This is a genomic window from Streptomyces adelaidensis, assembly GCF_016598475.1.
Classification (GTDB): domain Bacteria; phylum Actinomycetota; class Actinomycetes; order Streptomycetales; family Streptomycetaceae; genus Streptomyces; species Streptomyces adelaidensis.
Genome location: NZ_JAEMUX010000038.1, coordinates 13,496 through 39,809 on the forward strand (window position 1 = coordinate 13,496; position 26,314 = coordinate 39,809).

A 26,314-nucleotide genomic window follows, 5' to 3' on the forward strand; every position below is an offset into this window, starting at 1 on the left:
AAGCACAAGTTCCCACGGGAGTTTCACAGCCTTGTGACGGAGCCTTGCCGAATCCACCACGGTCGCCGCATGATCCCGGGCCCTCGCAGCCTCGCCGCCTCTGGTCCGGAACACGGCTGCGGAGGTGCCGTTCCAGGCTCATGCCGCTTCACCGGCGAGGTGAAGATCACCAACACACGGTGCCGGAAGGCTCAGCCCCCGCAGACAGGGAGTGTCGGGCCCCGGCCGTCGCGCAGGGCTTCGAGGCCCCGTAACTGGTCCTCCAGTTCGTCGGGCGAGACGAGGAAGTGCAGGACCGCCTGGTGGAAGGCGTTGCGCAGGGCCGGAGGCATGGTGTCCGAGGCGTCCCAGCAGAGCTTCTGCTCCGAGCCGTGCAGGATCGTACCGATCTTCCGCTTCATGGGGTCCTCGTCGCTGTCCGGTGAGGCGGCCTTCTTGTTGGCCGTGAAGTCCGGCAGCCCCGTACCGGGATCGGCCAGGAAGCGGATCAGCTTCCTGGCCTCCTCGGTGGCGTTCAGCATCGCCGCGAGGTCACCGGAGACCTCCCAGTGGTCGGAGTCCGGCCGAGCGCCCGGGATCACCTCGGCGGAGTGCACGAAGTCACCGTCGACGAGCTTCCAGGCGGTGCCGCGGAACGACCCCTGGTGCTCCAGCCGCTGTCGCGAGCAGTCCTGGTCGTAGGCGTCCTCCAGCATGCGCTCGACGCGCTCGCCGTCGCCCGCGCCCACCAGGTCGCCCCAGGTCTCCCATGCCTTCCGTACCCGGTCGTCCGTCCAGCTGAGGTCGCCGGTCGCCCACCGCTCGTAGACCTGCGGGCCGGCCTGCTGCAGGAGGATGTCCTCCACCCAGTCCGTGCCCGGCCAGCCGGAGGTCGCACCGGACTCCATGGCCACGCACCAGCGGCCGGGTTCGCCGGCGATCTCGGTGATGTCAGCGATATCGGTAGCCTCGGACATCTCGTCCTTCGGCAGATCTCCCGCGTGCCACACCATGCTCTTCAGGCCGGTCTTTATCGGCAGCCAGTACGTGCCTTGCCGGCCGTCCTCGCCCGCCACTTTCGGCACCCAGACGCGGTCGTAGTCACCGGCTTCGAACAGGCCGTCCAGCGGCTGGAGTCTGCCCTCGGCCGCGTAGGCCATCAGTTCGCCGGGCCCGGGCAGCACGGCGACGTCGGGTTGCGTACCGGCGGCCACATCGGCGGCCAGTACCTGGCTCAGGGCGGAGCTGCCCTGGTAGACGACGTCGATGCGCTGCTCCTCCTCGAACCGTCGGACGGCCCGCTCGAACTGTTCCCTCTCGCCGCCGCTCCAGTTGGCGAGAACGGTGACCGTTCCCGTCCAGCCCCGCGCCCACCGCACACCCGCGACCACCCCCGCCACGAGCAGGACCAGACAGACACAGACGATGCCGAGGGTCCGGGGTCGTGGTCGTCTCATCGCGGCACCCGGAACCGGTACTCGGAGATACGCGGCCACAGCCCCACCAACGTCAACGTCATCAGCAACACCCCTCCGAAAAGGACCCATTCGGACAGTGACGCCCAGAAACCGGCGTCCGCCAGGTACCGCTCCACGTTCGCTCCGGCTTCGGGGATCTCGTCGGCGCCCCGGGTCTCGCGGAGCTCGGCGAGCGAGTCGCCCATCGCCCTGTGCGCCCGCACGGTGAACCAGCCGAGGACCGCCACCCCGGCGGCGCACAGGACCGTGGCGGCGAGCAGGGGAGGGTGCACGGCGTGGTGGAAGCGGCGACGCGAGAACCACTGCGCCTCCACCAGCGCCGCGCACAGGGCGAGGCCCAACACCAGGGCCGCGCCCCAGCCCAGCCACAGCGGCCAGGGGAAGGACGCCTGCCCCCGGGCGACCTCCAGTTGCTCGTTGCGCAGGTCGTCGAGGCGGTCGAGGATGTCGTTCCGGCCCTGTTCCGCGTAGTGCAGATAGGCCCCGCGCAGCACCGCTTTCGGCTCCTGCCCGGCCCGCTCCACCCAGGCCGAGTAGACGGTGATCAGACCGGTGACGGTCTGCAGGGTGTGACGGTCCGCCGGGCCGGTGACGTTCTCCGAGGCCGCGACGGCGATGCTCTGGTGGGCGACCGAGATCTGGGTGTGGAACTCACCGGTCGTGTCACCCGTCGTATCGCCTGTCGGGCCGCTCCCGTCGACGACCCTGTGCGCCTGTTGCAGCGCGTTCTTCGCGGTGTCCACGGCCAGGATCCCCGGCGTGCTGGACGACGCCAGCGGGACGGTGTCGTCGTGCACACCCCGGTAGGCGACGAACAGTACGAGGGTGGCGGCTGCCCCGAGAGCCAGCAGCAGCCCCAGTCTGCGGGTCAGGTCCCGTCCGGTGGTGCTCACGGCCCCTCCCGGAGGCGGTGACCGCATTCGGGACGGTTGCAGAAGCGCGCGTCCGCCGGTATTTCCTCGTGACAGGCCGGGCACGGCCTGGTGGCCGTGGCCGCTCCGCCGATGTGCGTGCCGTCGGCGGAGCCCGACTCGGGGCCGTACGTGCTGTGGCTGCCGGCGGCGATCAGATGCTCGAAGTCGACCGCCGCCACGCCGGGACGGATCCTGACCCGTCCGGCTGCGGCGTCGACGATCTCCACGAGCTCTTCCAGTCGGCCGAGCAACTGGTCGGCGCCGATGGCATGGGCGAGGTGCGCGGCCCGGCCCAGGTGTTGTTCCGCCAGGTCACGGTCGCCGCGGCGGTGGGCGTCGGTGGCGGCGGCGACGGCTTCGCCGAGCCTGCGGTACTGCTCGAAGTGCTCGACCTGGATGTCGGTGTGGCGGGACAGGGCCGGGTCGTCGGTCCAGTGCACGACGCACGGCTGGGGCGACGGCAGCCGTACGCGGCCGTCGCCCGGCACGTCGAGGTCCACCACCGCGAGTTGCATGTCCTCGCCGCGAGGCCGCCCGGTGGGGTCGGCGGACAGGCACAGCTGGTAGCGGCGGGTCTCGTCGCCCCACGCGCGGGTGACGAACCGCCGCGCCCCGGCGCTCCGCCGTACCTCGTCGCTCCGCCCCGCGTCGTCGGGAGCGAGTTCCACCTCGGTCGGGAAGACCTGCTTGAGGTAGCGCACCTCGGCCCCGGCCATGGGGGTCACCGAGATCGCCAGCTCGGGAATGCTCTTGGCGAGGAGGCGTCGCATCACCTGCTCGTACTCCTGCGCAAGCGCCGTCTCCTCCTTGACCGAGGAGGTCTCGCCGTGCAGGCGGCTGGTGACGCGCAGAAGCTCCCGGGCGTCCCAGCCGTCGCCGATGCCCCAGGCGTCGCACACGAAACGGCCGGCACACGCCTCCAGCACGTCCGAGAGCGGCATCATCTCGTCGTGCTGGTTCTTCCCGTCGGTCAGCAGGAGGACGTGCCCGATGGGCTCGTCCTGCTCCGTCAGCAGCCGCCGGGACAGGTCGAGCCAGCTGCCGATGCAGGTGCCGCCTCCCGCGATCAGACGGTGCACGGCCTGCTCGGCGGCCGCCCGATGACGAGCGTCCGCGCGGGCCATGGTCTCGGTCCTCGGATAGACCATGGTCGCCGACTGGGTGCCCCGGACCACCGCGAAAGGGGTGCCGTCGGGCAGCATCCGCAGCGCCGCCACGGCCGCCTGGTGGGCGGCACGGAGCTTCTCCTGCGGATAGGCCATCGAGCTGGAGCAGTCCACGACCAGGATCTGGGCGAGCACCGGGCCCGCACGGCCGCCGCCGTTCGCCGTGCCGTCGGCCCGGACGGTCAGGATGGCGTGCATCTGCGGCTCACGCGCCTCGGCGGACAGGTACTTCCACTGGCTGATCTCCAGGTCGACCGCGGCGTTCCCCACCGCCCCACCTCCCGTCGCGTGCATGCCCTGTGCGTGACCGTTCACGGATGCCCCTGTGTCCCTGTCCACGGTGTCCGTGCTCCTCGCCCTAGTCAGCGGGCCCTCGGCCCGTTCACGGCCCGCCGGCGTCCCGCCCGCGGGCCCCGCACGTTCACGCCGTCCGCCGCCATCCCCGGAGCAGGTCCCGTAGGCCGACCGCCTCGGGGAGGACCGCGTAGGCCCGGTCGAGCAGGTCACCGCGCTCGGTGGCACTGCCGGCCTGGTCCGCGAGTCTCTTCAGCGAGCGGGACAGCAGTTCGCTCTGTGCCTTCGAGGTGTCCGCCGGCCCGAACAGCTCACCGGCCGGGAAGTCCGGTCCCCACCCGTCGGGTGGGCGGCAGGCGAACGCGCTCTCCCGGACCTCGGTGACCAGCCGTTCCCAGGCCGCGCCGCCCACGAGGTGCTGCGCGGGCCTCCTGAGCCGTGCCAGCCGCCGGTCCGCTTCGGCCAGCCGGTCCGCCGTGGGCCCGGAGTGGGGCAGCCGGGCGGTGAGCACCCGGATCGCCGCGATGCGCGCGGCGTCGTAGTGCCGTGAGGTGGTCGGCACCTCGTCGAGTACGGCGACGGCTCGCGGCCGGTCCTCCCGGCGCAGGTGGAGCCGGGCGAGCCCGAAGGCCGCGCTGCCCTGGGTCCTGTCCCGTCGCCAGACGGCCTCGTAGTACGCCTCGGTCTGCCGTTCCTCGGCGGAGAGGTATTCGGCGCAGTAGCCGAGGGCCAGTTTCGGCGCCGACTCTCCGGGCAGCGCGGCGTAGGCGGCGGCGAACTCGCCCTCCGCCTCCTGCACCCGGCCGTGCGTCAGCCACACCAGACCTTGGTGCCAGAAGATCCGCCAGTCGTACTCACGGCTCTGCGCGCGCGCCCTGCCGAGCCAGTGGTCGGCCTTGTCCGCGTCCCCCGCGTCGAGGTAGGCACGGCAGAGCCACAACGCGGTCTCCACCGTGCGCAGCACCGGGTCCCGTTCGGCCTGCTCCGCGATGCGCTCGGGATTGCCGGACGCGAGGCCGCCGAGCAGTACGGCGGCGTCGTCGTGGGGGTCGGGGATCGGGACGGGCAGTGCCGGTGCCGTGTCCCGGGGGTCCGGCGCCCCGATGGGCAGGTCCGGCATCTCGGCGCCGGCGCGCCCGGTCCAGTGGTCCAGGGACGGCACCGTGCCGAGTTCCGAGCCGAACACCGCCGCCGTCGGTTCGAACCGGGTGGAGCGCTCCGGGTACGGCTCGTGCCCGCTGAGGGCCTGGTGCTCGCGCAGTACCTCCCACAGCTGGCGTGACATCTCGGCGGCGGAGGTGAACCTGGCCGCCGGCTCCGGGTGGGTGGCGCGTCTGATCAGCGCGTCGAAGGAGCGGGCGGCGAGTCCGGCGGCCGGTTCGGCGCGGGCGGCGAGGGTCTCCAGGGTGCGGCCGACGGTGAACAGGTCGGTGTCGATGTGGAAGCCGCGCTGGTCGCGTTCCTGCTTGGGCGGCGCGTAGCCCGAGGTGTAGACGAGGCTGGAGGAGCGGTCGTCGGTCCGGCGGATGGCGCCGAGGTCGATGACCTTGATGTCGTTCCCGTAGTGGATGACGTTGTCGGGCTTCATGTCGCAGTACAGCAGGCCCTGGCCGTGCAGGTACTCCAGGGCGCCGAGGATCTTGCAGCCGTAGGTGATCACATGGCCGATGCCGAAGGAGCCGCCGAAGAGCTGGGTCAGTTCCTGGTCGGGGGCCCGCCGGATCCAGGCGAGCGAGCGGCCGCCGACGTACTCCATCACGATGTACCCGGTGGGTTCCGTCTCGCCGGGCTCCTCGTGCTGCTCGAAGGTGACGATGCGGACGATGTCCCGGTGGTGGAGCGTGGTGAGCGAGCGGCGTTCCTCGACGGCCGACCGCCGGGCGACGGCGTCGCCGGTGTTGATCAGCCCTTTGAGGACGACGTGGAGGTCCGGCACCCGGGTGTCCTCCGCGAGGTAGACCCAGCCGAGACCGCCGACCGCGAGGTAGCCGAGCACCCGGTAGTGGCCGCCGACCCGGTCGCCGGGGCGCAGCTTCGGCTGGAAGGAGTACGCCCGGCCGCACCGGGGGCAGAACCCGTGGTCGAGGGCGGGGCCTGCGACGTAGGCGACGCCGATGGTGCCGGTGCAGTTGTCGACGCCGCAGCGTCGGCCCCCGGTGGGTGGACTGGCGGTGGTGCTCGCGGCTTCCGACGGATCCGGGGAGGCGATGTGCGGGAGGATCAGCAGGCCGTCGTTGTCGAGCGCGTCGGCGGCCGGCGCGGGTGGTCGGCGCGGGGGCGGCACGGGCTCGACGGCGAGCCGTACGGGCACCGCCCGGGCCACGTCGGGGGCCTTGCGGTGGCAGGTGTCGCAGAAGTCGGTGGCCATGATGCGGCCGTCGCAACGGGGTCTCGGGCACGGCGTCGGTAAGGACGTCATGACGGGGAGGCACCCCCCTGCCCCTGTCTCTCGGGGTCCCGGCCGTCGACGCGGAGGGTGTAGGCGTGGACCGCGGCCTCGGCGGCCCGCACGTCGCACGGCCTGGCCTGCAGAAGGTCGTACGCGTGGAGATGGAGGGCGTCCAATGTCAGGTCCTCCTCCTTGCCTCGTAAGGAGTTCTGGTGGAGTAGGTGGTAGCTGCGCAGCCTGCCTTCCAGTTCGTCGCGCCGGTCGCGGAGCCTGTCGAGCGTGCCGACGGCCCTGGTCATCCGGCCGGTCACGCGTTCGACGAGCTGTTCGTACCGCGCCAGGTCCGGGCTCGGGCCGGGGCTGGGGCCGCCGTCAGCGGCGGCGCCCTCCGCGCGGTTGAGGTCCGCCAGCGCGGCATGGGCTCTCATCAGGTCCGCGTCGGCGGGGCGCAGGCCTTCGGCCCGCACGGCGGCCATGCGCCGGTACAGCGCGGTGGCGAGCGGGCCGGTGATCTTCTCCAGCCGCTCGACGAGTCGTGCGCGGCGTTCCCGCTCCGGCTCGGCCACCAGTTGGTGCCGGGCACGGTGGTAGGAGGCGTCCGCGGTGCGGAAGACCAGCAGCAGCCGGTTGCCCTTGGCGCGCAGGGTCTCCAGAAGGTCCAGGAGGGCCGGCGGGTCGGTGGCCTCGTCTACACCGACGACGACCAGGGTGAGCGTGATGTCGGCGGCCCTGATCCGCTCGGCCACCGGGTCGGCCGGGTGCTGCCACAGGCCCATGCGCTCGGCGATCCGCTCCGCGATCTCGGCTGAGGTGAGCCCGGTGGCGTCCACGGCGAGGTCGTGGCCTCCGGCCGACGGGACCGTGCCGGGCGGGTCGAGGGAGGCTCGGTCGACGGAGGCCGGGGTGCGTAACTCCCGGTCTGCCAGGGTGATGGCGCGGCGCAGCGTGGCGGCCCGCACCGCGTCGCCGGTGGGGACGAGGCTGATCTTCACCTGCTGTCCGTCGTCCTGGAGCCAGTCGGCGAGGCGCTGTGCGAACGGCTCGTCGAGCAGGGCTTCCGCGGCGTCGTCGCCCGTGGACCTGAGGCCGTGGTCGACGGCTGTCCGTCCCCGGGTCCATCGGGCGACCTCGCCGAGGTGGCGGACGATGGTCTCGGCCGGGGTCATGAAGGAGAACAGGTTTCCGTGACGGTCCCGGAGGCCGCTGAGGACCATCCCGATGACCTTGCCGGTCAGTGTGTCCACCACACCCGCGCCGCTGCATCCCGGGGTGGCGAGCTCCCCGGGGCTCGTCGGGCTCAGTTGTACCTGCCCGTCGCGTCCGCAGCCGCCGACGATGGTGGCGCGGAACCAGATGCCGCCGTTGTGGTCGTACGGGAAGCCGTACATCTGCACCGCGCGGTTCGGCGCGGAGAGCCGGTGCAGCGGGACCGTTTCTCCCACGGGCCTCGGGTGTTCGAGTCTCAGCAGTGCCACATCACCGCAGGGATCGCCGTCCGCGTCCCGGGTGTCCGGCACATAGGCGTCCCCGGCGACCCGGGCCGCCACCGAGGGCACCGCGAGGCCGGGCGCTCCGACGAATTCCGCGGTGACCCTGGCTCCCCTGTCCACCACATGGGCGCAGGTGAGAACCCGGTCGGGGCTCAGCAGAATGCCGGCGCCCGCGATCTCCCCGTCCGCCCGCCGGATACGCACCGCCCAGCAAGGCGTCCCCATCGACGAACCACCATGGACACCCCCGTGTGCCGCCATAGCACAACTATACGAGGGCCGGGTGCCGTCGCATACTGGGGCGACAACAGATCAACGGGCTTACGGGGGTATCGAGTTGACGGATGTGCCGGGGTTCGTGGGGCTGGCCGAGGTGATCCACCAGATCCGGGGCGAACTGGAAGAGGCGCGGGAGGAGGCGCGGGGCCGTGCCCTGGGCTTCACCGTGGAGAACGTGAGCCTGACCTTCACGGTGCAGGTCCACCACTCCGGCACCGGCCGCGGCGGGGTACGCATCGGCGTGGTGACGGCCGAACTCGGGGGGACGGTCGACCGCCAGACGACCCATCAGGTCCAGGTCGACCTGAAACCGGAGACGCGGGGAGGCGAACGGGTCATGGTCGGCCGAGGCGAGGCGTCCCGCGCCCCCGCGCCGCCGAACGACGGCCGGTCCGGTACGAATCGCGGGAAGTGACTCCGAGGGAGACGGGGCTCGGGTCAGGCCCCGTGGCTCCCCGCCTCGGCCTGTTCCCCGCGGGGCAGTGGGACGCCGTAGGCCTTCGCCAGAAAGTCGCTCACGCGCCGGGCGTACTCCCGCGGTGCCACCACGTGGTTGGCCAGATGCCGGCCCCTCGGCACCCGCCAGATCTCGGCGGGGCCCGCCCAGTGGTCCTCGACGAATCGTCGGCTGTCCCGCGCGTCGAACAGCGACTCCCGCTCGCCCACGATGTACAGCAGCGCCACCCCGGACTGCTGCCGGGCCGACCGGCGCGCGTGCCGGTACAGCGCCGGGGACCTCGTCCACGCCGATACGGCGGACGCCATCGCCCGGTCGGCCGCCGCGCGCGGCACGCGCCACCGCGCGCCCTGACGCTCCCGGCGCAACTGCTCGCCGAGCATGTCCTGCCAGCGCACCAGGGGCGTGGAGTCGAGGACCAGGGCGGGGTACCGCGCCTCGCCGGACGTCCTGCCCAGGTGGGCGAGGGCCATGTTGCCGCCGAAGGAGCAGCCGAGCAGCGCCACCCGTCCGGCCGGCGGCGTGTCCGCGAAGCGCCTGCGCACCTGGGCCGATACGGCCTCCAGGTCGGCCAGCGGGTCCCACAGATTGCCGCGCGGCCCGCGGCGGGAGGCGTCGCTCTCGCCGCAGCCCCTGAAGTCGAATCCGACGACGGCCAGTCCCTGGTCGTACAGCAGTCTGGTCTGCTTCAGCGTGCGGGACTTGCCCGTGCTGCGGGAGTGGCAGACGATCACCACTCCCCAGGCCTCGGGCGGTACGAAGGTCCAGCCGGCGATGCGCAGCCCGTCGCCGGTGACCACGGTGAACGGCTCCGCCGTCAGCCCGTAGTCGGCGGGGCGTTCGAAGTCCGCGCCCGGGTCGGGCGCGGCCAGTCGGCGGAAGGTCCGCACCAGGTAGGTGAGCGGGGCCGGCGGTCCGGTCACCGCTCCGCCCCCGTGATGGCCGCCGGGGTCGCCGTCGCCGCGGGGACCCCGGCGATGTCGACGTAAGTGTCTTTGAGCAGGGGCTGCCAGGTGTGCGGGTCGATGTTGTCCGAGCTGGTCAGGACGTTGGGGTGGGTTCCGGCCCGGTCCGGATGGAACGAGAGGTACACATGCCCGGCCGGGACGTCCTCGCTGATGGCCACGGGGCAGGTGAGCTCGCCCAGTTCGTTGCGCAGCACCGCCTCGGCCCCCGGGGCGAGTCCGAGCCGGCCGGCGTCGGCCGGGTTGACGTAGACGTGGTTGCGCTCGGGCCAGTCCTCGGCGCCCGTGGCGGTCGAGGAGTTGAACATCGCGGTGTTGTGGCGGCGCACGGCGTTGCCGGCGCCCATAGCGCCGCGCCCGGTGATCAGTACGAAGCCCCGGCCCCGCTCCTGGAAGGGCACCAGCCGTTCGGGGGCCGGCAGATGGAAGCGGGCTCGGCGCCGGTCGGCGCTGAACACCCCTGAGAACAGCGGGACTTCGTTGTCGGTCCCCTGGTCACCGTCGGGCACGCCGTCTCCGTCACTGTCGGCCGGGAGCGGCACATAGCGGCGTTCGCCCTGCCACTGGACGCCCTCGCCCGAGCGGATGCGGTCCCAGGTGATCGGCTCGCCGTCGGCGTCGGTGAACTCGTTGTAGAAGCCTCGCGAGGCCTGCTGGATCTCCTGCCAGACCGCCTCGCCCGAGGGTTCGCCGTCGGGCCCGGCCGGGTACCGGAAGGCCGTGTCCAGCGCGGGTCCGGACAGGTCGCGGTTGCCCTCGGCGACCCACGACTCGACGTCCTCGGCGGACGGGTCGCCCTCGGTCGCGGGCGGCTGTTGGTCCCCGAGCCGGTCGGCGATCCGCCGGGCGACCGAGCAGACGATGCGGACATCGCCCCATGCCTCGAACGGCGGCTCTTCCACCGGTTCCATGGACTGCAGCCGGCGTTCGCCGTTGAGGAAGATCCCCGACGTCTCGTGCTTGGTCCGGCACGGCAGGATGATGTCCGCGTACTCCAGGATCTCCGGGTTGTAGTAGGAGTCCACGTACACGATGCACAGGTCCATCATCTTCTCGCGCCAGCGCCGGAGGTTGGGGAAGTTCCGCGCCGGGTTGGTGCCGAAGACGACGAGGGTGCGCAGCCGTTCCGAGGTGGCGAACGAGGCCACGGGAAGCCCCGGCCGGGGGCTGATCCGCCACGGCGGCAGGTCCCACGCGTCCGCCATGACGGCCCGGTGGTCGGGGTTGTCGACCCGCATGCGGAACGGCAGCATGCGGCCGGAGAAGCCGAGCGCCAGTTCGCTGGAGGCGTTGGACTGGCCCGCCAGCCGGACGTGACCGCGTCCCGGCTCGCCGATCGCGCCGGTCAGCACGTGCAGGTTGAGAATGGACGCCACTCCGGCACTGCCGACGGTCTGGTTGATGCCCACCGAACTCGTGGACACCACCCGGCGCCGGGCCCACAGATCGCCGGCCCGCTCGACCCTGGCGCGCATCTCGGCGGGGTCCATGCCGGCGGGGGTGATCCGCGGCACGACCTCGTCGACGCTGAACGGTCCCTGCCCGAGGAAGTCGAGGAAGCTCTTGGCGCTGTCCGGATCGACGTGCCGTTCGACGTAACTCCGGTTCCACGCCCCGGTGTCGAGGAGCCGACGGGCGAACATCAGGTTCAGCAGGACGTCGCTGCCGCTGCGCACCGGCAGATGGATGTTGTCCGGGTTGTCGGCCAGCAGCTGCGTGACGGTGTCGGTGCGCCGCGGGTCGACGACCACCTTCACGGCGTCGCGATTGCGGCGGATGTAACGCTGGAACACGGTCGGATGGTTGACGGCCGGGTTGTGGCCGTAGAAGAACATGGCCTCGGCCGACCGGTAGTCGTCGTAGCAGGAGAACGGCCCCTCGTTGCCGAACACCAGCTCGTGTCCGCCCGCGTTGTTGGCCAGGCACTGCTCGGCGTTGGAGCAGATGTTGTTGGTGCCCAGATGCCCCTGGAAGAACTTCTTGGTGACCCACAGCGCTTCCATGGTCATCTGGCCGACGCCGTAGAACGCCAGGGCGTCACGCCCGAAGTCCTGCCGGTCGGCGAGGATGCTGTCGGCGACCATGTCGATGGCGTAGTCCCAGGAGACGCGCTCCCAGCCGTACGGGGACCTGAGCATCGGGCTGGTGAACCGGGCGACCTGCTTGGGGTCCGCTCCCAGATGCTTCTGGAAGTAGTGCGCGCCCTTGACGCACACGCCGAGGCTGCCGGTGGCGCGCACCTTGCGGTCCTCGGTGACGGTGACCTGGTCCACGACACCGCAGAAGGTGCACAGGGTCTGCCTGGCCCGTCCGGGGGAAGTGGGGGAACCGGGCGAACTGGGGGAACTGGGGGAACTGGGGGAACTGGGGGTAGCCTGCGCGGGATCAGCCACTGCCGGCCTCCATCAGGTCCCTGGCCAGGGCCGGGCTGCCCAGCGTCCAGCCGCCGTCCACGACGAACTCCTGGCCGGTGATGTAGCGGCTCTCGGGCGAGGCGAGATGGGCGGCGAGCGCGGCCACCTCCGCCGCCGTGCCCAGCCTCCCGAGCGGGACGTGCCGGGCCACGGCGGCCTTCCACTGGGCGGACCGCTCGGCCGTGGAGCCGCAGTCGACGAAGCCGGGCAGCACGGTGTTGCAGGTGATGCGGTACCGGGCGAGTTCGGCCGCCATGGCCCGCCCGAAGCTCGCCAGCGCGCCCTTGGCCGCCGCGTACCCCGACAGGCCGGGCACGCCGACCCGCGAGGCGGCCGAGCCGATGTTGACGACCGCGCCGCCGCCGGCCTTCATCATCCGGAAGGACACCGCACGGCAGACGTTCATGACGCCCACCAGATTGGTGTCGAGCAGCCGGTCCACGGCCTTCGGGTCCGCGGTCAGCAGCGGTCCCTCCTCCACGGTGCCGAAGCAGTTGACCACCGCCGTGCACGGGCCCTCGGTGCGCCATGCCCACGCGAAGAACTCCTTGCACGACTCGGGCTCCGTCGCGTCGACCAACGCCCCCGGCACACCCAGGCGTGTCGCCGCGTCCGTGGACCCGTGGCAGCCCACGACCACCTCGTGCCCGCGGGAGCGCAGGGCCCGCACCACCTCGGACCCGATGCCGCCGGGGCCGATGACCGCCGCCCTCACACCATGCTCCGGCCGGTGGTGGCCAGCGCTTCGTCGCGCTCGGCCTTCTTGCGGACGAGGTTGCGGTAGATGGACTTGAAGTGCCTGGTCTTGCGCAGGGAGAACTCCCGGTTGTAGAAGCTGCGATAGATACCGATGGTGCCCTCCTCCAGTTCCTCGGGCGTCATGTGCTTGGGCTGGTAGACCGCGTCGAAGACGGTGTAGTGCGACCAGGGGCGGTCGGTGAGGATCCGGCCCTCCCGCTCCATGTCGCCCCGCAGCGGTGTGCCGGGGAACAGGGTGACGCAGGAGGCCTGGATGCCGGCCAGGTAGTTGTCCTTCATGAAGGCGGCGGTCTCCTCGAAGGAGTCCTTGGTGTCGGTGTCCAGACCGAGGGTGAAGGCGCCGTACACGCCGATTCCGTGGTCCTGGATGGCCTTCGTGGCGTCCACGTACGTGCTGAGCGCGCGCAGCTTCCAGTTGCGCTCGTCGATGCCGGTCAGGGTCTCCGTCGAGACGCTCTCGAAGCCGATCAGCATCATCATGCAGCCGCTGTCATGCATCAGTTCGAGGATCTCGGGGTCCTTGTAGAAGGACACGTCGGACTGGCCGCTCCACTTGATGCCGAGGGGGATCAGGCGCTTGAGCAGTTCCCGGGTGCGGCCCCGGTCGACCACGAAGTTGTCGTCGGAGAAGAGGACGTAGGGGTTGTCGAAGCGTTCCCGGACGAGTTCGACCTCGGCGATGACCTGGTCGACGCTCTTGAGGCCGAGCTTGTCGCGGTAGCGGATGGTGGCCGCGCAGAACCGGCAGGTGTGCGGGCAGCCGCGTGAGGTCTCCACCCATACGCTCGGGTAGTAGCGCTGCTGTGCCAGCTCCCAGCGGGGGCGCGGCGCCTGTGTGAGGTCGGCCCGGCCGCGCTGGCGGTACATCGGCTTCAGCTCGCCCTGTTCGAAGTCGTGCAGCACCTGGGGCCACAGCGCCTCCGCCTCGCCCACGCACACGGCGTCGACGTGCCGCGCCACCTCCTTGGGGAGCAGGTTGGCGTGCAGCCCGCCCGCCACCACGGGCACACCGCGCGCGCGGAAGGCGGCGGCGATCTCGTACATCCGGTCGGCCTGGGCGGTCATCCCGGTGACCGCCACCAGGTCCGCCTCGGCGTCGAAGTCGACCGGCTCGATGTTCTCGTCGACGTACCGGACGTCGTACTCGGGCGGGGTGAGCGATCCGACGATGATCAGCCCGGTGGCGAAGCCGGTCCAGGTGTAGTCGAAGAACTGGAACTCGCGGGATTCCCGCTTGAACTGCTGGTGCTTCGGGTTCCGTCCGAAGAACGTGGCCCGCGGTGATATGAGCAGGAGTTTCTTGGCACGCGGCATGGCTGGCTGGTCCCTTTCGGTCGTTCCTCAGGGCGCGGCGACAAGCCGTCGGCACACGGCCACGAACTCACCGACGGTGTCGATGTCGAACAGCTCCGCCTCGTCGATCTCGATGCCGAGTTCGTTCTCGACCGTGACGATGATTTCGAGCAGGACGATCGAGTCGACGTTCTGCAGTCCGCTGACGGGTGCGTCGGCACGCACCGTCTAGACAGCAGAGTGAGGGCGAACTCCCGGATGTCCGTGGCGGCCAGCACCACCCGGTCACCCGGCCGCACCCCGAGCCCGGCCCAGCGGCGGGCCAGGTCCTCGGTGGTGCGGGCCAGTTCGGCGAAGGAGAGCGGTTCGGGGCCGGAGTCGAGAAAGGTCAGGCCCCGGCCGGGACTGTCGAGTCCGGCCAGTACCTCCGACATGGTGCGCGGTTCGGTCACGGAGCTGCCTCCCTGGGGCGCGGTCCGGGTCCGGTGCGGGAATGCCTTCGGTCGCGGGGCGTACGCCCTACGGCTGCGCGGGCGGTGTACGGCCCTCGACGCGGCCGAGGACTGCGGGGCGGGGGTCGGTGCCCTCGGGGGTGCGGCGGTGCAGGCCTATGACGGCGACGGTGGAGGGGGCGTCCGGGGTGCCCGACCGGTGGAGGGCGGAACGGACGACGTACTCGTCGCCGGCGCTGAAGGGGGCCTTGAACAACACCGTCACCCGTTCGGTGAGGTGGGCGCCGGCGGCGATGCCCGCGTCGCGCAGCAGCAGCGTCTGGTGGCTCTCCATCAGGGCGACGTATTCGCCGGTGTAGACGAACTGGTTGACGTCGGTGTGGTGCAGCCCGAAGACACCTTCGTGTTCGGCGTCCGTGCGGACCGCGTCCTCGGGTACGGCGTTCAGCGACTCCGCGGTGGGATGCGGTTCGCTCAGCGGCTGGACGGGCAGGTGCCGCAGCTCCTCCAGCGGTTCGGAGACCAGCCGTGCGGCGGGTGCCGCCTTCGGGCGCAGCATGGCGAAGACGATCCGCGCGCTCGCGCAGGGCACGGGGTCGGGCTCCGCGATTTCCCGGTAGCGGCGTACGTCGCCGGTCCCGGGGGGTGAGGAGAAGGTGTGCAGCGATTCGTACCCGAGCCGGGTGAGCCGTGAGCCCAGGCCGTGGCCGGACAGTTCGCAGTGGCTCAATTCCACTCGGTGGTGCAGAGGTCCGGCCACGGCGAGCGGTAAGGATTTACGCCGGAAGTCGACGGAGGACACCACGGTGATGACCCCCCGGGCCCGCACCGCGGCCACGTCGATACCGCGGGCGAACTCCTCGTAGCTCAGCCGCATGCATGAGGCGAGGACCGTCGCGGTCTTCAGACGGAATCGCGCGTCCAGGTCGGGAAAGTCGAGAGGCGTGACACTTTCCGCCACCAGATTCTGCGACTCCAGGGACTGTTCGGAGACGGGCATGGTGCTCCTTGGACACGGGTCTGGAGGTAGCCGAAAACATGCGGTGCGGGCCGGTAAGGCCCCGCCGCCGCCTCATTCTGCTGACCCGTCAGGTTGTTGGCTACCCCCTCGCAAGCACAGCGGAAAATCCACCCCACAAGGAAAGAAAAACGGAATCCCCATTCCCGTTACCGTGGGTAATGTCCACCAGGCAGACGCAGATGACATACAGGGCGCTCGATCACGACCTGCAATCGGGCGCCGGCCCGGCACTCGCACAACACGGGAAAGCCGCCCCCCACACGTCTCAGATCGCGAGACGAACCCCCGACCTCGACTGTGAGCACGCTGTGCACGGGCGGGATCGTCGCCACCAACACCCCTGCGGCGCGACCCAAATAGAGACAGAAATGCAGCGTGCACTCATCCGCGTCGATGAAAAATACCGACGAAATCATTTCGAGATTTCAAAATTCCCGGCGGACCGCCCCATAAGGGCGGGTTCCCCTCCGAAGCGACGACTCCACGTTCTTTCAGAGCACCGACGGCAACGGGTACGCCGACGGTGCACAGCACGGCTTCGCCCTGGTGGGGACGGTCTCCCGACCTCTCCCAACGGGCTCCCCGAGCTGGATGACCAACGAGATCCAGCGCTGTCGGGTGATCACCTGCCGCCGATCACGCCATCGTGGCCGCTCATGCCCCGCTTTCATTTCGCCGAACTCGATCGAGTCAGGCCCGCATAGCGGTGTGCGAGTCCGCCGGGAAGCAGGTATTCGGCCAGTAGGTTGCCGGCACGGTGGGACGGCAGTCCCATGTCGTGCAGGAGTTCGTCCGCGCAGTGGATGTCGTAGGGGCCGAAGTCGTAGCCGCCGGAGCCCGGCAGCACCTGTTCCTGCCAGGCCAGGCGAGCGTCGATGGCCTCCCGCATTTCCCGCTCGCTCGGGGTGGTGCGCAGCGTCGCCCGGAAATGGCAGGTCAGCCAGTGCGCGGTGAGTTCCACGCCCATGATGTTGTTGAAGACCTGGCGGAAACCGACGAACCCGAGCCGGTCGGCGCCGGGAGGCACGATGCCTCGGTAGAGCCGCAGCCGCCCGGCGGAATCGTGCACTCCTACTCTCGGATCCAGGAACGGGAAGACTTTGTGGTGCCCCGTGGCGAACACGATGACGTCCGCCGCCACTTCCTCGCCGGTCGCCAGTCGCAGCCCCATGTCGGTGTACGCCTCGACAGCACTGATCCTGGGGGCGATCAGACCACGGCGGACGGCCCGCACATAGCCGCGTGGCATCACTCCAGCGTGAGCCAGGTGGAAGGGAAGCGCGTGAGCGGGCCGCAGGTCTTTCGGCAGCCGGTACAGCCCGGTGGACAACAGCGTGTCGCGGGTGATGAGCCACCACAGGGCTCGTTTGGCCCGCTCGTCGAGGCGGTCGACCGGACGGACGCAGGCCGGATCGTGGTAGCGGGGCAGGAGCGCCTCACCGAGCCGGGTGAACAGGATCCACTTGTAGCCGACCAGACCGAGCAGGAACCGCTCGGGGACCATCCAGTTCACCTTGCGCTGTACGAGGGTGACCGAGGCCGCCTCGTGTGCGGCGCGCGTGGCCAGGTCCAACGCGGACTTGCCGCCGCCCACGACGACCACGCGCCGGTCGGCGAACGCCCCCGCCCGCACCTCGTTGGAGTGCAGCACGGTCCCGCGGAACGATTCACGCCCTGGCAGCTCGGGCAACTGGGCATGATGATGAGCCCCGGTGGCGACAACGACGTAGTCGAATGTCTCGCGATGAACCTCCGCCGCCTTGTCCCCAGCGGGCCGAGAGTCGATCGACCAGCCGGAGGCGCCCATCCGCCCGGGACCGTCCACCGGCCTGATGGAGATCACCTCGGTGCCGTGGCGAACGCGGTCCAGCACGCCGAAGGTCTCGGCGTAGTCCTCCAGATAGCGTTGCGTGTCCGCCACGCCGGCGAAGTGCAGGCGGTTGGGCAGGTCCGCGAACTCGAAGATGCGCAGCGCGGACTGGTTGGCCAGCCCGTCGTAGCAGCCGCCTGATGACCAGATTCCGCCGACCTGCTGGTACTTGTCGTAGACCGTGACGTCGAAGCCGTTCTCCAGCAGCACCTTGGCGGTGGCGATTCCCCCGGGGCCGGCCCCGACCACACACGCTCTCATCAACTGCCACTCCCCCTTGGGCGACCGACGCAGTCAGCTCGCTCATCATCCCGGTCGCGGACCCCTGTGCCCAGCGCATGGGCGGATGCACCACGACCCCTTCACTCAGATCTCGGATCCCGGCGCTCGCCGAGACGCTGCTGGAGGACGAAGGTCTCCAGATCTACGGGGCCGAGACCTGGGCGGAGTTCACCGGCGCCGGCGACCACGACCAGGACCTGCACCGCGACCACCTGCGCCATACCCTCCTGGTCCCCAGCAGCGCGCCAGGTTGCGACGGCAGCGGCAGCCCATCGACCTCACGCCCTGGCGCCCTGGCGCGAGCCCCACTGACGGGCCGAGGTCCGTGACGCCATCGACGGCTTCGACCCGCGCATCTCATTGTGCTCCCGTACACGGCATGTCATATATGACGTACGAAGTGGCACCGCTGAACATAGAAAGCACCCCGGGCGTGTCAAGACGCCGACCAGACCAATCTCCGGGACCCGGAGGAGAGGCCACAACTCCCCATAGAAGTGCGATGAATCGCGCGCGCAGCGTTGACGGCTTACCCGGACGGCTCTACGTTGCCACGCCATACGACGTACTCCATACGCCATATATGACATGCCGTTGAGCCATCCGACCCACCCACGGGCAGCGCTCCACGGGCGGTGCGGACGGGCGGGCCGCCAGCACGATGTCAGGAGGCTGCGCATGACCGGTACTCAGGTGCGTCCACGCCCGGAGGGGGCGCCGCCCGACAGCCGACGCTCCGCGAGTGCGCAGGAGGCCGACCGGGCACGCAGGAGGCGACGGCGCAGAGAGGCGCTCACCGCGTACCTCTTCCTGGCGCCGTGGTTCGGCGGGCTGCTGTTCATCACCGCGGGGCCGTTGCTGGCCTCGCTGTACCTGTCGTTCACCGACTACAGCCTCATCGGAGGCTCCGACTGGATCGGCCTGAGCAACTACACCCGGATGTTCACCGACGACCCGCGGTTCCTGAAGGCGCTGCAGAACACCACGGTCTACGTCTTCGTCTCGGTGCCCCTGCAACTGGCCTTCGCGCTGCTGCTGGCGCTGCTGCTGGACCGGGGCGTACGGGGCCTCGCCGTCTACCGCTCGGTGTATTACCTGCCCTCGCTGCTCGGCAGCAGCGTGGCCATCGCCATTCTGTGGCGGAAGGTCTTCGGGGACGACGGCCTCTTCAACCACTTCCTGGGCCTGTTCGGCGTCGACGGGCGCAGCTGGATCGGCGATCCGTCCACCGCGCTGGGGACGCTCATCGTGCTGAACGTGTGGACCTTCGGCTCACCCATGGTGATCTTCCTGGCCGGTCTGCGGCAGATCCCGGTCAACTACTACGAGGCGGCCGGCATCGACGGGGCGGGCAAGGTACGGCAGTTCTTCCACATCACGGTGCCGCTGCTGACCCCCGTCATCTTCTTCAACCTGATCCTGCAACTGATCGGCGCCTTCCAGTCCTTCACCCAGGCGTTCGTGGTCAGCGGCGGAAACGGAAGCCCTTCGGACTCGACGCTCTTCTACACGATGTACGTGTACACCAAGGGCTTCAACTCCTTCGAGATGGGCTACGCCTCGGCGATGGCCTGGTTCCTGGTGATCATCATCGCCTGCCTGACCGCACTGAACTTCCTGCTGTCGAAGTATTGGGTGTTCTACGGTGACAACTGAGGTGAGAACCGACAACGCCGCCCGGGCCGGGCTGAACGACACGCGGCTGGCCAGGGCTCTGCTCGCGCTGCGGGGGAAGAAGCTCCTGATCCACCTCGGCCTGATCCTCTTCGGCCTGGTGATGCTCTACCCGCTGCTGTGGATGATCTCCAGCTCCCTCAAACCGGAGGGGCTCATCTTCCGCGAGCAGGGGCTGATCCCCACCAGCGTCACCGGGCAGAACTTCGTCGACGGCTGGAACGCGCTGAGCAGCCCCTTCAGCCACTACCTGGTCAACTCACTGATCATCACGGGCGGCGCCGTGCTGGGGAATCTGACGGCCTGTTCCCTGGCCGCGTACGCCTTCGCGCGCATGGAGTTCCCGCTGAAGCGCTTCTGGTTCGCGCTCATGCTGGGCTCCATCATGCTGCCGTTGCAGGTGGTGATCGTGCCGCAGTACATCCTCTTCAAGCAGTTGGACTGGATCAACACGTTCTATCCGTTGATCGTCCCGAAGTTCCTCGCCACCGACGCCTTCTTCGTCTTCCTGATGGTGCAGTTCATCCGGACGCTGCCGCGCGATCTGGACGAGGCGGCGCGGATCGACGGGGCCGGCCACTGGCGGATCTTCAGCCGGATCATCATTCCGCTGTCGCTGCCGGCGCTGGCCACCACCGCCATCTTCACCTTCATCTGGACCTGGAACGACTTCCTCAGCCAGCTGATCTTCCTGACCGACCCGGACAAACACACCGTGCCGGTGGCCCTGCGCACCTTCCTCGACTCGACGGGCCAGTCGGCCTGGGGGCCGATGTTCGCGATGTCGGTGCTCTCCCTCGGCCCCATCTTCGGCTTCTTCCTGGCGGGCCAGAAGTACCTGGTCCGCGGGGTCGCCGTCACCGGCCTGAAATAGCACTGGAGCAGCCCGCCTTCCCAATGATCTCGACCCAACGGAACGTACCGAAGGAGAGATTTCCGTGCCGCATCGACAGAGAACGGCAAGGCTCTGCGTGGCGCTCGCCGCCACAGGTGCCCTCGTCACCACCGCTGCCTGCGGAGGCGACTCGGGGTCCGGCGACGACGGCAAGGTCACGCTCAAGGTCAGCTGGTGGGGCGAGGCCAGCCGGCACAAGATCACTGAGCAGGCCATCGACCTCTTCGAGAAGCAGAATCCGGATGTCACGGTCGAGTCGTCGTACTCCACCTGGGACTCCTACTACGACCAGCTGACCACCAAGGTCGCCGCCGGGGACGCCCCGGACGTCTTCGCCATCGAGATCCGCAAGCTCGGCGAGTTCGGGCGCAAGAACACGCTCGCCGATCTGAAAGGGCGGGTGAACACCGGCGATCTGGATCCGAAGCTGCTCTCCAGCGGCAAGGTGGACGGCACCCAGTACGCCATCCCCACCGGCGCCAACGCCTGGGCCGTGATGGCCAACACCGCCGTCTTCGAGAAGGCCGGGGTGGACCTCCCCGATGACTCGTCCTGGACCTGGAAGGACTACGAGGACGTCAGCACCCAGCTCACCGAGGCCGGCGGCAGCGGCATCTACGGAACCCAGATCAACTTCAACGACGCCTTCCTGAACGTCTTCGCCGCCCAGCGCGGCGAATCGCTCTACGACAACGGCAAGATAGGCATCTCGACCGGCACCCTCGCCGACTGGTACCAGCTCAGCGCGGACATGATCAAGACCAAGGGCTCCCCCGACGCCGCCCTGAGCAACGAGCTGGACGCCAACAGCATCGAGCAGTCCCTCATCGGCACCAACAAGGGCGGCATGGGGATGTGGTGGACCAACCAGCTCAGCGCCGCCGGCACCGCCTCCGGCGAGAAGATCGAGCTGCTGCAGATGCCGCAGGCACCGGGGGCGACGAGCAGCGGCATGTTCCTCCAGCCGGCGATGTTCTGGGCCGTCGGCGCACACAGCAAGCAGCAGCAGGCGGCGGGCAAGCTCATCGACTTCCTCGTCAACGACCCGCAGGCGGGCAAGATCCTGGGCAGCGACCGCGGCCTGCCGATGAACAGCAAGGTCCTCAAGGAGATCCGCAGCGACCTGCCCCCAGCCGACCAGGCGTCGCTCGACTACGTCGACAAGGTCCGCGACAAGCTGGCCGATCCGCCCGCCGCCTATCCGGACGGCGCCGCCGACATCCCGGACATGCTGAAGCGCTACGGCCAGGACGTCGTCTCCGGCAACAAGAGCCCAGACGCCGCCGCCGAGGGGTTCCTGAAGGAAGCGAACAGCACGCTCGGCTGAGTCCCGTCCCGCTGACGCCCGGCGTGCCGTGCCCGGCCCGACCGGCCCGACCGGCCCGACCGGCCGGGCCGGCCGGGCCGCTGACGGCCCCGGCACGCCGTCGCGCGCAGGGTGAACCGCCTGAATCCGAAGAGCCGCATCCGAAGACCCGCATACGAAGACCCACTTTCGAGGAGCCGCCTGTGGAATCGCGTGGGAAACGCCGCTACGCCGTCGTCGGGCTCGGCCACCGCGCGCAGATGTACGTCGACGCGCTGCTCGGTGACTGGAGCGACACCGGAGAGATCGTCGCGCTGTGCGACACCAACCGGACGCGGATGGACTTCTACAACCAGCGCATCGCCGCGACGGGCCGGGGGCCCGTGCCGTGCTTCGGCCCGGACGGCTTCACCGCGATGCTCAAGGGCGCCGACGCGGTGGTGGTGACCTCGGTGGACGCCACCCACGCCCCCTACGTGTGCGCCGCCCTGGACGCCGGCGTGGACGTCGTGGTGGAGAAGCCGCTCACCACCGACGCGGAGGGCTGCGCGGCGATCGCGGCCGCGGCCGAGCGCGGCACCGCCGGGATCATCGTCACCTTCAACTACCGCTATTCGCCCCGGAACACGGCGCTGCGGCGGCTCCTCGCCGACGGCGCCGTCGGCGAGGTGACCTCCGTGCACTTCGAGTGGATGCTGGACACCATCCACGGCGCGGACTACTTCCGACGCTGGCACCGGGACCGGACGCGCTCCGGCGGGCTGCTGGTGCACAAGTCCACCCACCACTTCGACCTGGTGAACTGGTGGCTGGACGCCGGCCCCGAGCTGGTCTTCGCCCAGGCGGACCTGCTCTTCTACGGCGGTGAGAACGCCCGCCGACACGGCCTGGGCCCGCGGCCCGCACGCGGCACCGGCGCGCCCTCGGCCGGCACCGACCCCTTCCTGCTGGACATGTCCCGCGACGAACGGCTCGCGCGGCTCTACCTCGACGCCGAGCATGAGGACGGCTACCAGCGGGACCAGGACGTGTTCGGCGACGGAGTGACCATCGACGACACGATGGCGGTGCTGGTCCGCTACGACAACCGCGCGATGCTGACCTACTCGCTGCACGCCCACGCACCCTTCGAGGGGTACCGCGTGGCGGTGAACGGCACCGAGGGCCGGGCCGAGCTGGAGGTCTGCGAACGTGCCTGGACGCCGCCACACGCCGCCGTCGACCCCTCGGCGCGCGGCAAGGAGCACGCCGAGGGAGCGTGGGAACGACTGACCCTGCAACGGCACTGGTCCCCGCGGGAGGAGATCGCCCTCCATGACGGAGGTGACGGCGGGCAGGTGGGCGGCGGGCACGGCGGTGGGGACCGGCTGCTGCTCGACGACGTCTTCCGCGGCCCCATCCGGGACCCCCTGAGTCGGCAGGCGGGATACCGCGACGGCATCCGCAGCGTGCTCGTGGGCGTCGCGGCGAGCACCTCGGCCGACACCAACCGACCGGTGAGGCTGGTGGAGAACGGCACCCGCCTCGGATGACCACCCGATGCGCCGGTGGACAGCCGAACGTCCAGCAGGCCCTGTCCATACGAGTACGTCACATACGACCTACGGTAGACGAGACTTGAGAGCTGTTGCCGCATGAATGCGCCCGTGCCCGGCACCGAACCGGCCGTCCCCATCCCCTCCAGGACCCAGTTCGTCCTCGAACACCTGACGCAGGCCATCCTCACCGGCCGGCTGCCGCCGGGACAGCCGCTCATCGAGATCGAGCTGGCCGGGCGGTTCGGGGTGTCCAAGACCCCTGTGCGCGAAGCACTCAAGACGCTGGCCGGACGCGGACTGGTGGTGATGAACGAGTACCGGGGCGCGGCAGTGCGCGCCGTGGACGCGACCATGGCCCGCTCCGTCTACGACGTGCGGCTGATGCTCGAACCGGAGGCGCTGCGCCGCGGCGTTCTCGCGCACTCGGGCTTCCACGGCGCCCAGGAGGCCCTGGACCGCGCCGACGCCGCCGAGGACCGAGCCGACCGCTCCCTGGCCAACCGGGATTTCCACCGCGCGCTCTACCGCCCATGCGGCAACCCGCTCCTGGTGCGCATACTCGACGATCTGCGCGACCAGGCGGCGCTGGTCTCGGTGGTGGCCTGGGAGTCCACCCCCAGCTGGGAGCGGGAGGCGGAGGAGCACCGGCGGATCCTCACCCGCGCTCTGGAGGGCGACGCGAGCGGCGCCGCACACCTGCTGTACGACCACATCGCGGAGTTCGTACGCCGGGCCTTCCCGCGGTCCGCGACGGGCGAGAGACGGGAGCCGGACATCGCAACCGGATCTGAGTCGGCCGATCGGTAGCGGGCCCGTTCGCAGAGGCCTCGCGCGAGCCGTCGTCGACGCGGACAGGGAAGAGCCTGCCGGGCGGCGAGTGGGTGCGGGTCAGGAGCTTGTGGTCGCGGGCCGGGAGGTCGCCGGTCGAAGGCGGACGCAGCAGTGGCCGGGGCCGGGCTCCAGGCATGCCTGGAGCCCGTCTTCTTCGAACCCCAGCAGGACGCCGCGAAGCAGGTGGAGGTTCATGCCGCAGACCGTCTGGGTGTGCAGGCGGGCCAGCGCATGGAAGGGGCAGTTGCCCAGCACGATGGCGTCACCGTCGTGGCGGGGCTCGAACCCGTACCGCTCAAGCAGGTCGAACACACCTGTCGCGCCTGGGCTGTTCTCGCCCGCGAGCTGTTCGCCGAGATCATTTACGGGACATCCCTTAGCAGGCACCTGCCGCAACCGTCATAGGGGCGCTCGATCATGTTCAGGTCCGTACCGCGCAGGCTTCTCCGTTTCGAGCACGCAGAGTACGGAGATTTCGCGGCCACCCCCAGGACGATCTTGCTCAGCCCAGGAAGCTCAGTCGAACCTCACGGTCGACATTAGAGATATTGGTGTCCACCAGGCAGACCGACTGCCAGGTCCCCAGCTCCAGCCGCCCGTCGATGACCGGCAGGGTGGCGTGGGGCGGGACGAGGGCGGGGAGGACGTGGTCGCGGCCGTGGCCGGAGGGGCCGTGGCGGTGCTGCCAGCGGTCGTCGGCCGGGAGGAGGGTGCGCAGGGCGGCGAGGAGGTCGTCGTCGCTGCCGGCGCCGGTCTCGATGATCGCGACTCCGGCTGTGGCGTGCGGGACGAAGACGTTGAGGAGACCGTCCCGGCCGGCGGCGGCCTCGCGGAGGAACGCCTCGCAGTCTTGGGTGAGGTCGACGACCCGCTCGCGGGAGCCGGAGGCGACGTTCAGGACTCGGGTGGTGAAGGCATCGGACATGGTTCCATCGTCGCGCACCACGAGTCCGCCGTGCGGGAGCGACCGCCCGCACTACCAGCGGCCCACTCGGTGATACGCGGCGTCCACTGCGCGAGACACCTTGACCGTGCGCGGATCAGCTGGCTAACTTCGCCGCATGTTGCGTTCAGTCCTGCTCACTTCGCGCGGTCATATCGACCTGCTGCGGGTGGCCTCCGCCGCGTGTTGTCGCGGCTGCTGACGCCCTTTCACTCTTCTTCGGCCCACTGCGCGCCGCCCCACCCGCACGTCTGAGCCCTGTCCTCAGTCCCGGTCTCCACTCCTCTCCGGTTCTCGCTCACCGTCCGCACCTGTGAGCCTGCTTCCCTGAACCGGCTTCGCCGAGCGATCCGTTGACCGGCGTGCGACGCGGTGGTGCCGTACGGCCGCCCCCCTTCACCTCACCAGCGCTCTTCTCCCCATGGAGCTCTCATGAGCATCAGCCATGCCCCGCCCGGCTCCTCCGAAGCTGATATTCCGGGTACACCCAAGGGCGGAAACGGTTCTCCCGAATCTCCCGAACGCGAAGGCGAACCCCAACACGACCCCCGACCCGACCCTCAACCCGAACCCCACCGCGAACCCGAGCAAGCACCCGCCGCCGATCTCGATCTCGAACCCATCGTCCCCACTTCCTCCCGCCGCACCCGCCTCCCCCGCTGGCTGCGGCGCACCTCCGGCCCCGTCCTCCTGCTCGTGCTGTGGCAGATCCTGAGCGCGCCTGGTGGGGGAGTTGTGGCAGCGGCGCGGCTGCGCCGTGCTGCTCGTCACGCACGACGTCGAGGAGGCCGTGCTGCTCGCCGACCGCGTCCTGGTGATGGACGAGGGCGTCATCGCCTACGAGACACGAGTCGACCTGGACCGCCCCCGGGACATCACCGACCCCCGCTTCGCCGAACTGCGCGGCCGACTCCTCGCACGACTGGGCGTCGACACCACGGCCGAAGCCGCCTGACCAGCAGGCCGGGCTGTCGCTCGGTGATGTCGAGGTCAAGTACCTCCAGCCGGCCGACGCGCTGGCCGCGTTCACGTCCGGCAAGGTCGACGCGTGGGCGGAGTGGGACCCGTACACCTCGCAGGTGCTCAAGGCCGGGCAGGGGCGGGTGCTGACCACCGGGGACGGGGTCACCAACGGGCTCACCTTCCAGGTGGCGGCGCCGACCGCGCTCGAGGACGCGAAGAAGTCGGCGGCCGTCAAGGACTACCTGGAGCGGCTGCGGCGGGCCTACACGTGGGTGTACTCGCACGAGGACGAGTGGGCGAAGGTCTGGGCGAAGGAGACCGGGCTGCCCGAGGATGTGGCGCTGGCCGCGGTGAAGCGTACGTACACCACCCGGATCCCGGTCGCCGTGGACGAGCCGATCATCGCCTCCGAGCAGGAGATCGCCGACACCTTCACCGAGCTGAAGCTCATCCCGGACAAGGTCGACTTCGGCGACTTCACCGACTCCCGGTTCAACTGCGACCTCCCGCCCTCGACCACCGCACCCTGCCTCTCGGAAGGGTCCTGACATGACTGTCCGTCTCCACTGGTTCCTGCCGACGGGCGGCGACGTCCGTACGCTCGTCGACCGGCACGCGTACGCGCCCGACAACGTGCGCGGCGGCCGGTCGCCGCCCGGTGT

General features: G+C 70.1%; 22 protein-coding genes and 3 pseudogenes. 10 read left to right on the forward strand and 15 right to left on the reverse strand.

The features are described from left to right. Positions 1 to 191 precede the first annotated feature (191 nt). The 5 genes from I8N67_RS22125 to I8N67_RS22145 form a co-directional block, all read right to left on the reverse strand. Positions 192 to 1,436, reverse strand: a complete 1,245-nt coding sequence (locus I8N67_RS22125) for an ABC transporter substrate-binding protein (protein WP_200304912.1) — start codon at positions 1,434 to 1,436, stop codon at positions 192 to 194. Beyond that, positions 1,433 to 2,350, reverse strand: coding sequence for a GlnX family signal transduction membrane protein (locus I8N67_RS22130; RefSeq protein ID WP_200304913.1), 918 nt, complete (start codon positions 2,348 to 2,350; stop codon positions 1,433 to 1,435). The genes I8N67_RS22125 and I8N67_RS22130 overlap by 4 nt, the downstream gene beginning before the upstream one ends. Then, positions 2,347 to 3,807, reverse strand: a complete 1,461-nt coding sequence (locus I8N67_RS22135; RefSeq protein ID WP_307835318.1) for a vWA domain-containing protein — start codon at positions 3,805 to 3,807, stop codon at positions 2,347 to 2,349. Before I8N67_RS22135 ends, I8N67_RS22130 begins: the two co-directional genes overlap by 4 nt. Before the next feature lie 151 nt (positions 3,808 to 3,958). After that, positions 3,959 to 6,199, reverse strand: coding sequence for a tetratricopeptide repeat protein (locus tag I8N67_RS22140; protein WP_200304915.1), 2,241 nt, complete (start codon positions 6,197 to 6,199; stop codon positions 3,959 to 3,961). A 47-nt stretch (positions 6,200 to 6,246) separates the two neighbouring features. Beyond that, positions 6,247 to 7,971 carry a S1 family peptidase gene (locus I8N67_RS22145; protein WP_200304916.1) on the reverse strand — a complete coding sequence of 575 codons (1,725 nt, stop codon included), beginning with the start codon at positions 7,969 to 7,971 and terminating at the stop codon, positions 6,247 to 6,249. Between the two features lie 85 nt (positions 7,972 to 8,056). On the opposite strand from I8N67_RS22145, the gene I8N67_RS22150 reads away from it, so the two are divergent. Next, positions 8,057 to 8,404, forward strand: coding sequence for a trypco2 family protein (locus tag I8N67_RS22150; protein WP_307835320.1), 348 nt, complete (start codon positions 8,057 to 8,059; stop codon positions 8,402 to 8,404). A 23-nt stretch (positions 8,405 to 8,427) separates the two neighbouring features. On the opposite strand, the gene I8N67_RS22155 is transcribed toward I8N67_RS22150, so the two are convergent. From I8N67_RS22155 to I8N67_RS22190, 8 genes are all read right to left on the reverse strand, one after another. Beyond that, positions 8,428 to 9,369, reverse strand: coding sequence for an alpha/beta hydrolase (locus I8N67_RS22155; RefSeq protein ID WP_200304918.1), 942 nt, complete (start codon positions 9,367 to 9,369; stop codon positions 8,428 to 8,430). Then, positions 9,366 to 11,684 (reverse strand): molybdopterin oxidoreductase family protein, encoded by a 2,319-nt coding sequence (locus tag I8N67_RS22160; RefSeq protein ID WP_200304919.1) that lies wholly within the window; start codon positions 11,682 to 11,684, stop codon positions 9,366 to 9,368. The genes I8N67_RS22155 and I8N67_RS22160 overlap by 4 nt, the downstream gene beginning before the upstream one ends. A 112-nt stretch (positions 11,685 to 11,796) precedes the next feature. Beyond that, positions 11,797 to 12,540, reverse strand: coding sequence for an SDR family NAD(P)-dependent oxidoreductase (locus tag I8N67_RS22165; protein ID WP_200304920.1), 744 nt, complete (start codon positions 12,538 to 12,540; stop codon positions 11,797 to 11,799). Further along, a complete protein-coding gene (locus tag I8N67_RS22170) occupies positions 12,537 to 13,898 on the reverse strand; it encodes a B12-binding domain-containing radical SAM protein (RefSeq protein WP_200304921.1) in 1,362 nt (453 codons plus the stop codon). The genes I8N67_RS22165 and I8N67_RS22170 overlap by 4 nt, the downstream gene beginning before the upstream one ends. Positions 13,899 to 13,925: 27 nt before the next feature. Next, complete coding sequence (locus I8N67_RS22175; RefSeq protein WP_200304922.1) at positions 13,926 to 14,102, reverse strand: acyl carrier protein; 177 nt, start codon at positions 14,100 to 14,102, stop codon at positions 13,926 to 13,928. A gap of 294 nt (positions 14,103 to 14,396) precedes the next feature. Then, positions 14,397 to 15,329 carry a hypothetical protein gene (locus I8N67_RS22180; protein ID WP_200304923.1) on the reverse strand — a complete coding sequence of 311 codons (933 nt, stop codon included), beginning with the start codon at positions 15,327 to 15,329 and terminating at the stop codon, positions 14,397 to 14,399. 688 nt (positions 15,330 to 16,017) lie between these two features. Then, the gene (locus tag I8N67_RS22185; RefSeq protein ID WP_200304924.1) at positions 16,018 to 17,481 is read right to left on the reverse strand and encodes a flavin-containing monooxygenase; all 1,464 of its coding nucleotides are present in this window, start codon (positions 17,479 to 17,481) and stop codon (positions 16,018 to 16,020) included. Positions 17,482 to 17,582: 101 nt separating this feature from the next. Beyond that, positions 17,583 to 17,723 carry a hypothetical protein gene (locus I8N67_RS22190; protein ID WP_200304925.1) on the reverse strand — a complete coding sequence of 47 codons (141 nt, stop codon included), beginning with the start codon at positions 17,721 to 17,723 and terminating at the stop codon, positions 17,583 to 17,585. 457 nt (positions 17,724 to 18,180) lie between these two features. On the opposite strand from I8N67_RS22190, the gene I8N67_RS22195 reads away from it, so the two are divergent. From I8N67_RS22195 to I8N67_RS22215, 5 genes are all read left to right on the forward strand, one after another. After that, the gene (locus I8N67_RS22195) at positions 18,181 to 19,158 is read left to right on the forward strand and encodes a carbohydrate ABC transporter permease (protein ID WP_200304926.1); all 978 of its coding nucleotides are present in this window, start codon (positions 18,181 to 18,183) and stop codon (positions 19,156 to 19,158) included. Position 19,159: 1 nt separating this feature from the next. Beyond that, a complete protein-coding gene (locus I8N67_RS22200) occupies positions 19,160 to 20,050 on the forward strand; it encodes a carbohydrate ABC transporter permease (protein ID WP_307835319.1) in 891 nt (296 codons plus the stop codon). A gap of 64 nt (positions 20,051 to 20,114) precedes the next feature. Next, entirely contained in the window at positions 20,115 to 21,398 is a 1,284-nt protein-coding gene (locus tag I8N67_RS22205; protein WP_200304927.1) for an ABC transporter substrate-binding protein, read from the forward strand. 182 nt (positions 21,399 to 21,580) lie between these two features. Further along, positions 21,581 to 22,909: a Gfo/Idh/MocA family protein gene (locus I8N67_RS22210; RefSeq protein WP_200304928.1), complete on the forward strand. Its 1,329-nt coding sequence runs from the start codon at positions 21,581 to 21,583 to the stop codon at positions 22,907 to 22,909. Between the two features lie 102 nt (positions 22,910 to 23,011). Further along, positions 23,012 to 23,722 (forward strand): GntR family transcriptional regulator, encoded by a 711-nt coding sequence (locus I8N67_RS22215; RefSeq protein ID WP_200304929.1) that lies wholly within the window; start codon positions 23,012 to 23,014, stop codon positions 23,720 to 23,722. A gap of 81 nt (positions 23,723 to 23,803) precedes the next feature. Here the strand turns inward: I8N67_RS22215 and I8N67_RS22220 are convergent, their stop codons facing one another. Together I8N67_RS22220 and I8N67_RS22225 are read right to left on the reverse strand one after the other, a co-directional pair. Continuing rightward, a complete protein-coding gene (locus I8N67_RS22220) occupies positions 23,804 to 24,058 on the reverse strand; it encodes a helix-turn-helix domain-containing protein (protein ID WP_372443778.1) in 255 nt (84 codons plus the stop codon). A gap of 190 nt (positions 24,059 to 24,248) precedes the next feature. Further along, positions 24,249 to 24,671 carry a secondary thiamine-phosphate synthase enzyme YjbQ gene (locus tag I8N67_RS22225; protein ID WP_200304930.1) on the reverse strand — a complete coding sequence of 141 codons (423 nt, stop codon included), beginning with the start codon at positions 24,669 to 24,671 and terminating at the stop codon, positions 24,249 to 24,251. 136 nt (positions 24,672 to 24,807) lie between these two features. On the opposite strand from I8N67_RS22225, the gene I8N67_RS44660 reads away from it, so the two are divergent. The 4 genes and pseudogenes from I8N67_RS44660 to I8N67_RS22235 form a co-directional block, all read left to right on the forward strand. Then, on the forward strand, positions 24,808 to 24,891 hold the full coding sequence (locus I8N67_RS44660; protein ID WP_372443779.1) for a putative leader peptide: 84 nt from the start codon (positions 24,808 to 24,810) through the stop codon (positions 24,889 to 24,891). A 230-nt stretch (positions 24,892 to 25,121) separates the two neighbouring features. Continuing rightward, positions 25,122 to 25,415 (forward strand): annotated as a pseudogene (locus I8N67_RS42820) (hypothetical protein); the annotation flags it as partial. Further along, positions 25,408 to 25,644: pseudogene (locus I8N67_RS22230) on the forward strand (ABC transporter ATP-binding protein); the annotation flags it as partial. The pseudogenes I8N67_RS42820 and I8N67_RS22230, both read left to right, overlap by 8 nt. Position 25,645: 1 nt before the next feature. Next, a pseudogene (locus tag I8N67_RS22235) lies at positions 25,646 to 26,200 on the forward strand (ABC transporter substrate-binding protein); the annotation flags it as partial. Positions 26,201 to 26,314: the final 114 nt, after the last annotated feature.

Excerpts from the sequence above, each read along its gene's own strand:
- I8N67_RS22125 (WP_200304912.1), bottom strand. The coding sequence starts at position 1,436 with ATGAGACGACCACGACCCCGGACCCTCGGCATCGTCTGTGTCTGTCTG.
- I8N67_RS22195 (WP_200304926.1), top strand. The coding sequence starts at position 18,181 with ATGACCGGTACTCAGGTGCGTCCACGCCCGGAGGGGGCGCCGCCCGAC.
- I8N67_RS22185 (WP_200304924.1), bottom strand. The coding sequence starts at position 17,481 with ATGAGAGCGTGTGTGGTCGGGGCCGGCCCCGGGGGAATCGCCACCGCC.
- I8N67_RS22180 (WP_200304923.1), bottom strand. The coding sequence starts at position 15,329 with ATGCCCGTCTCCGAACAGTCCCTGGAGTCGCAGAATCTGGTGGCGGAA.
- I8N67_RS22170 (WP_200304921.1), bottom strand. The coding sequence starts at position 13,898 with ATGCCGCGTGCCAAGAAACTCCTGCTCATATCACCGCGGGCCACGTTC.
- I8N67_RS22225 (WP_200304930.1), bottom strand. The coding sequence starts at position 24,671 with ATGTCCGATGCCTTCACCACCCGAGTCCTGAACGTCGCCTCCGGCTCC.
- I8N67_RS22215 (WP_200304929.1), top strand. The coding sequence starts at position 23,012 with ATGAATGCGCCCGTGCCCGGCACCGAACCGGCCGTCCCCATCCCCTCC.
- I8N67_RS44660 (WP_372443779.1), top strand. The coding sequence starts at position 24,808 with ATGTTGCGTTCAGTCCTGCTCACTTCGCGCGGTCATATCGACCTGCTG.
- I8N67_RS22190 (WP_200304925.1), bottom strand. The coding sequence starts at position 17,723 with ATGGCGCAGGTGGTCGCGGTGCAGGTCCTGGTCGTGGTCGCCGGCGCC.
- I8N67_RS22140 (WP_200304915.1), bottom strand. The coding sequence starts at position 6,199 with ATGGCCACCGACTTCTGCGACACCTGCCACCGCAAGGCCCCCGACGTG.
- I8N67_RS22145 (WP_200304916.1), bottom strand. The coding sequence starts at position 7,971 with ATGGCGGCACACGGGGGTGTCCATGGTGGTTCGTCGATGGGGACGCCT.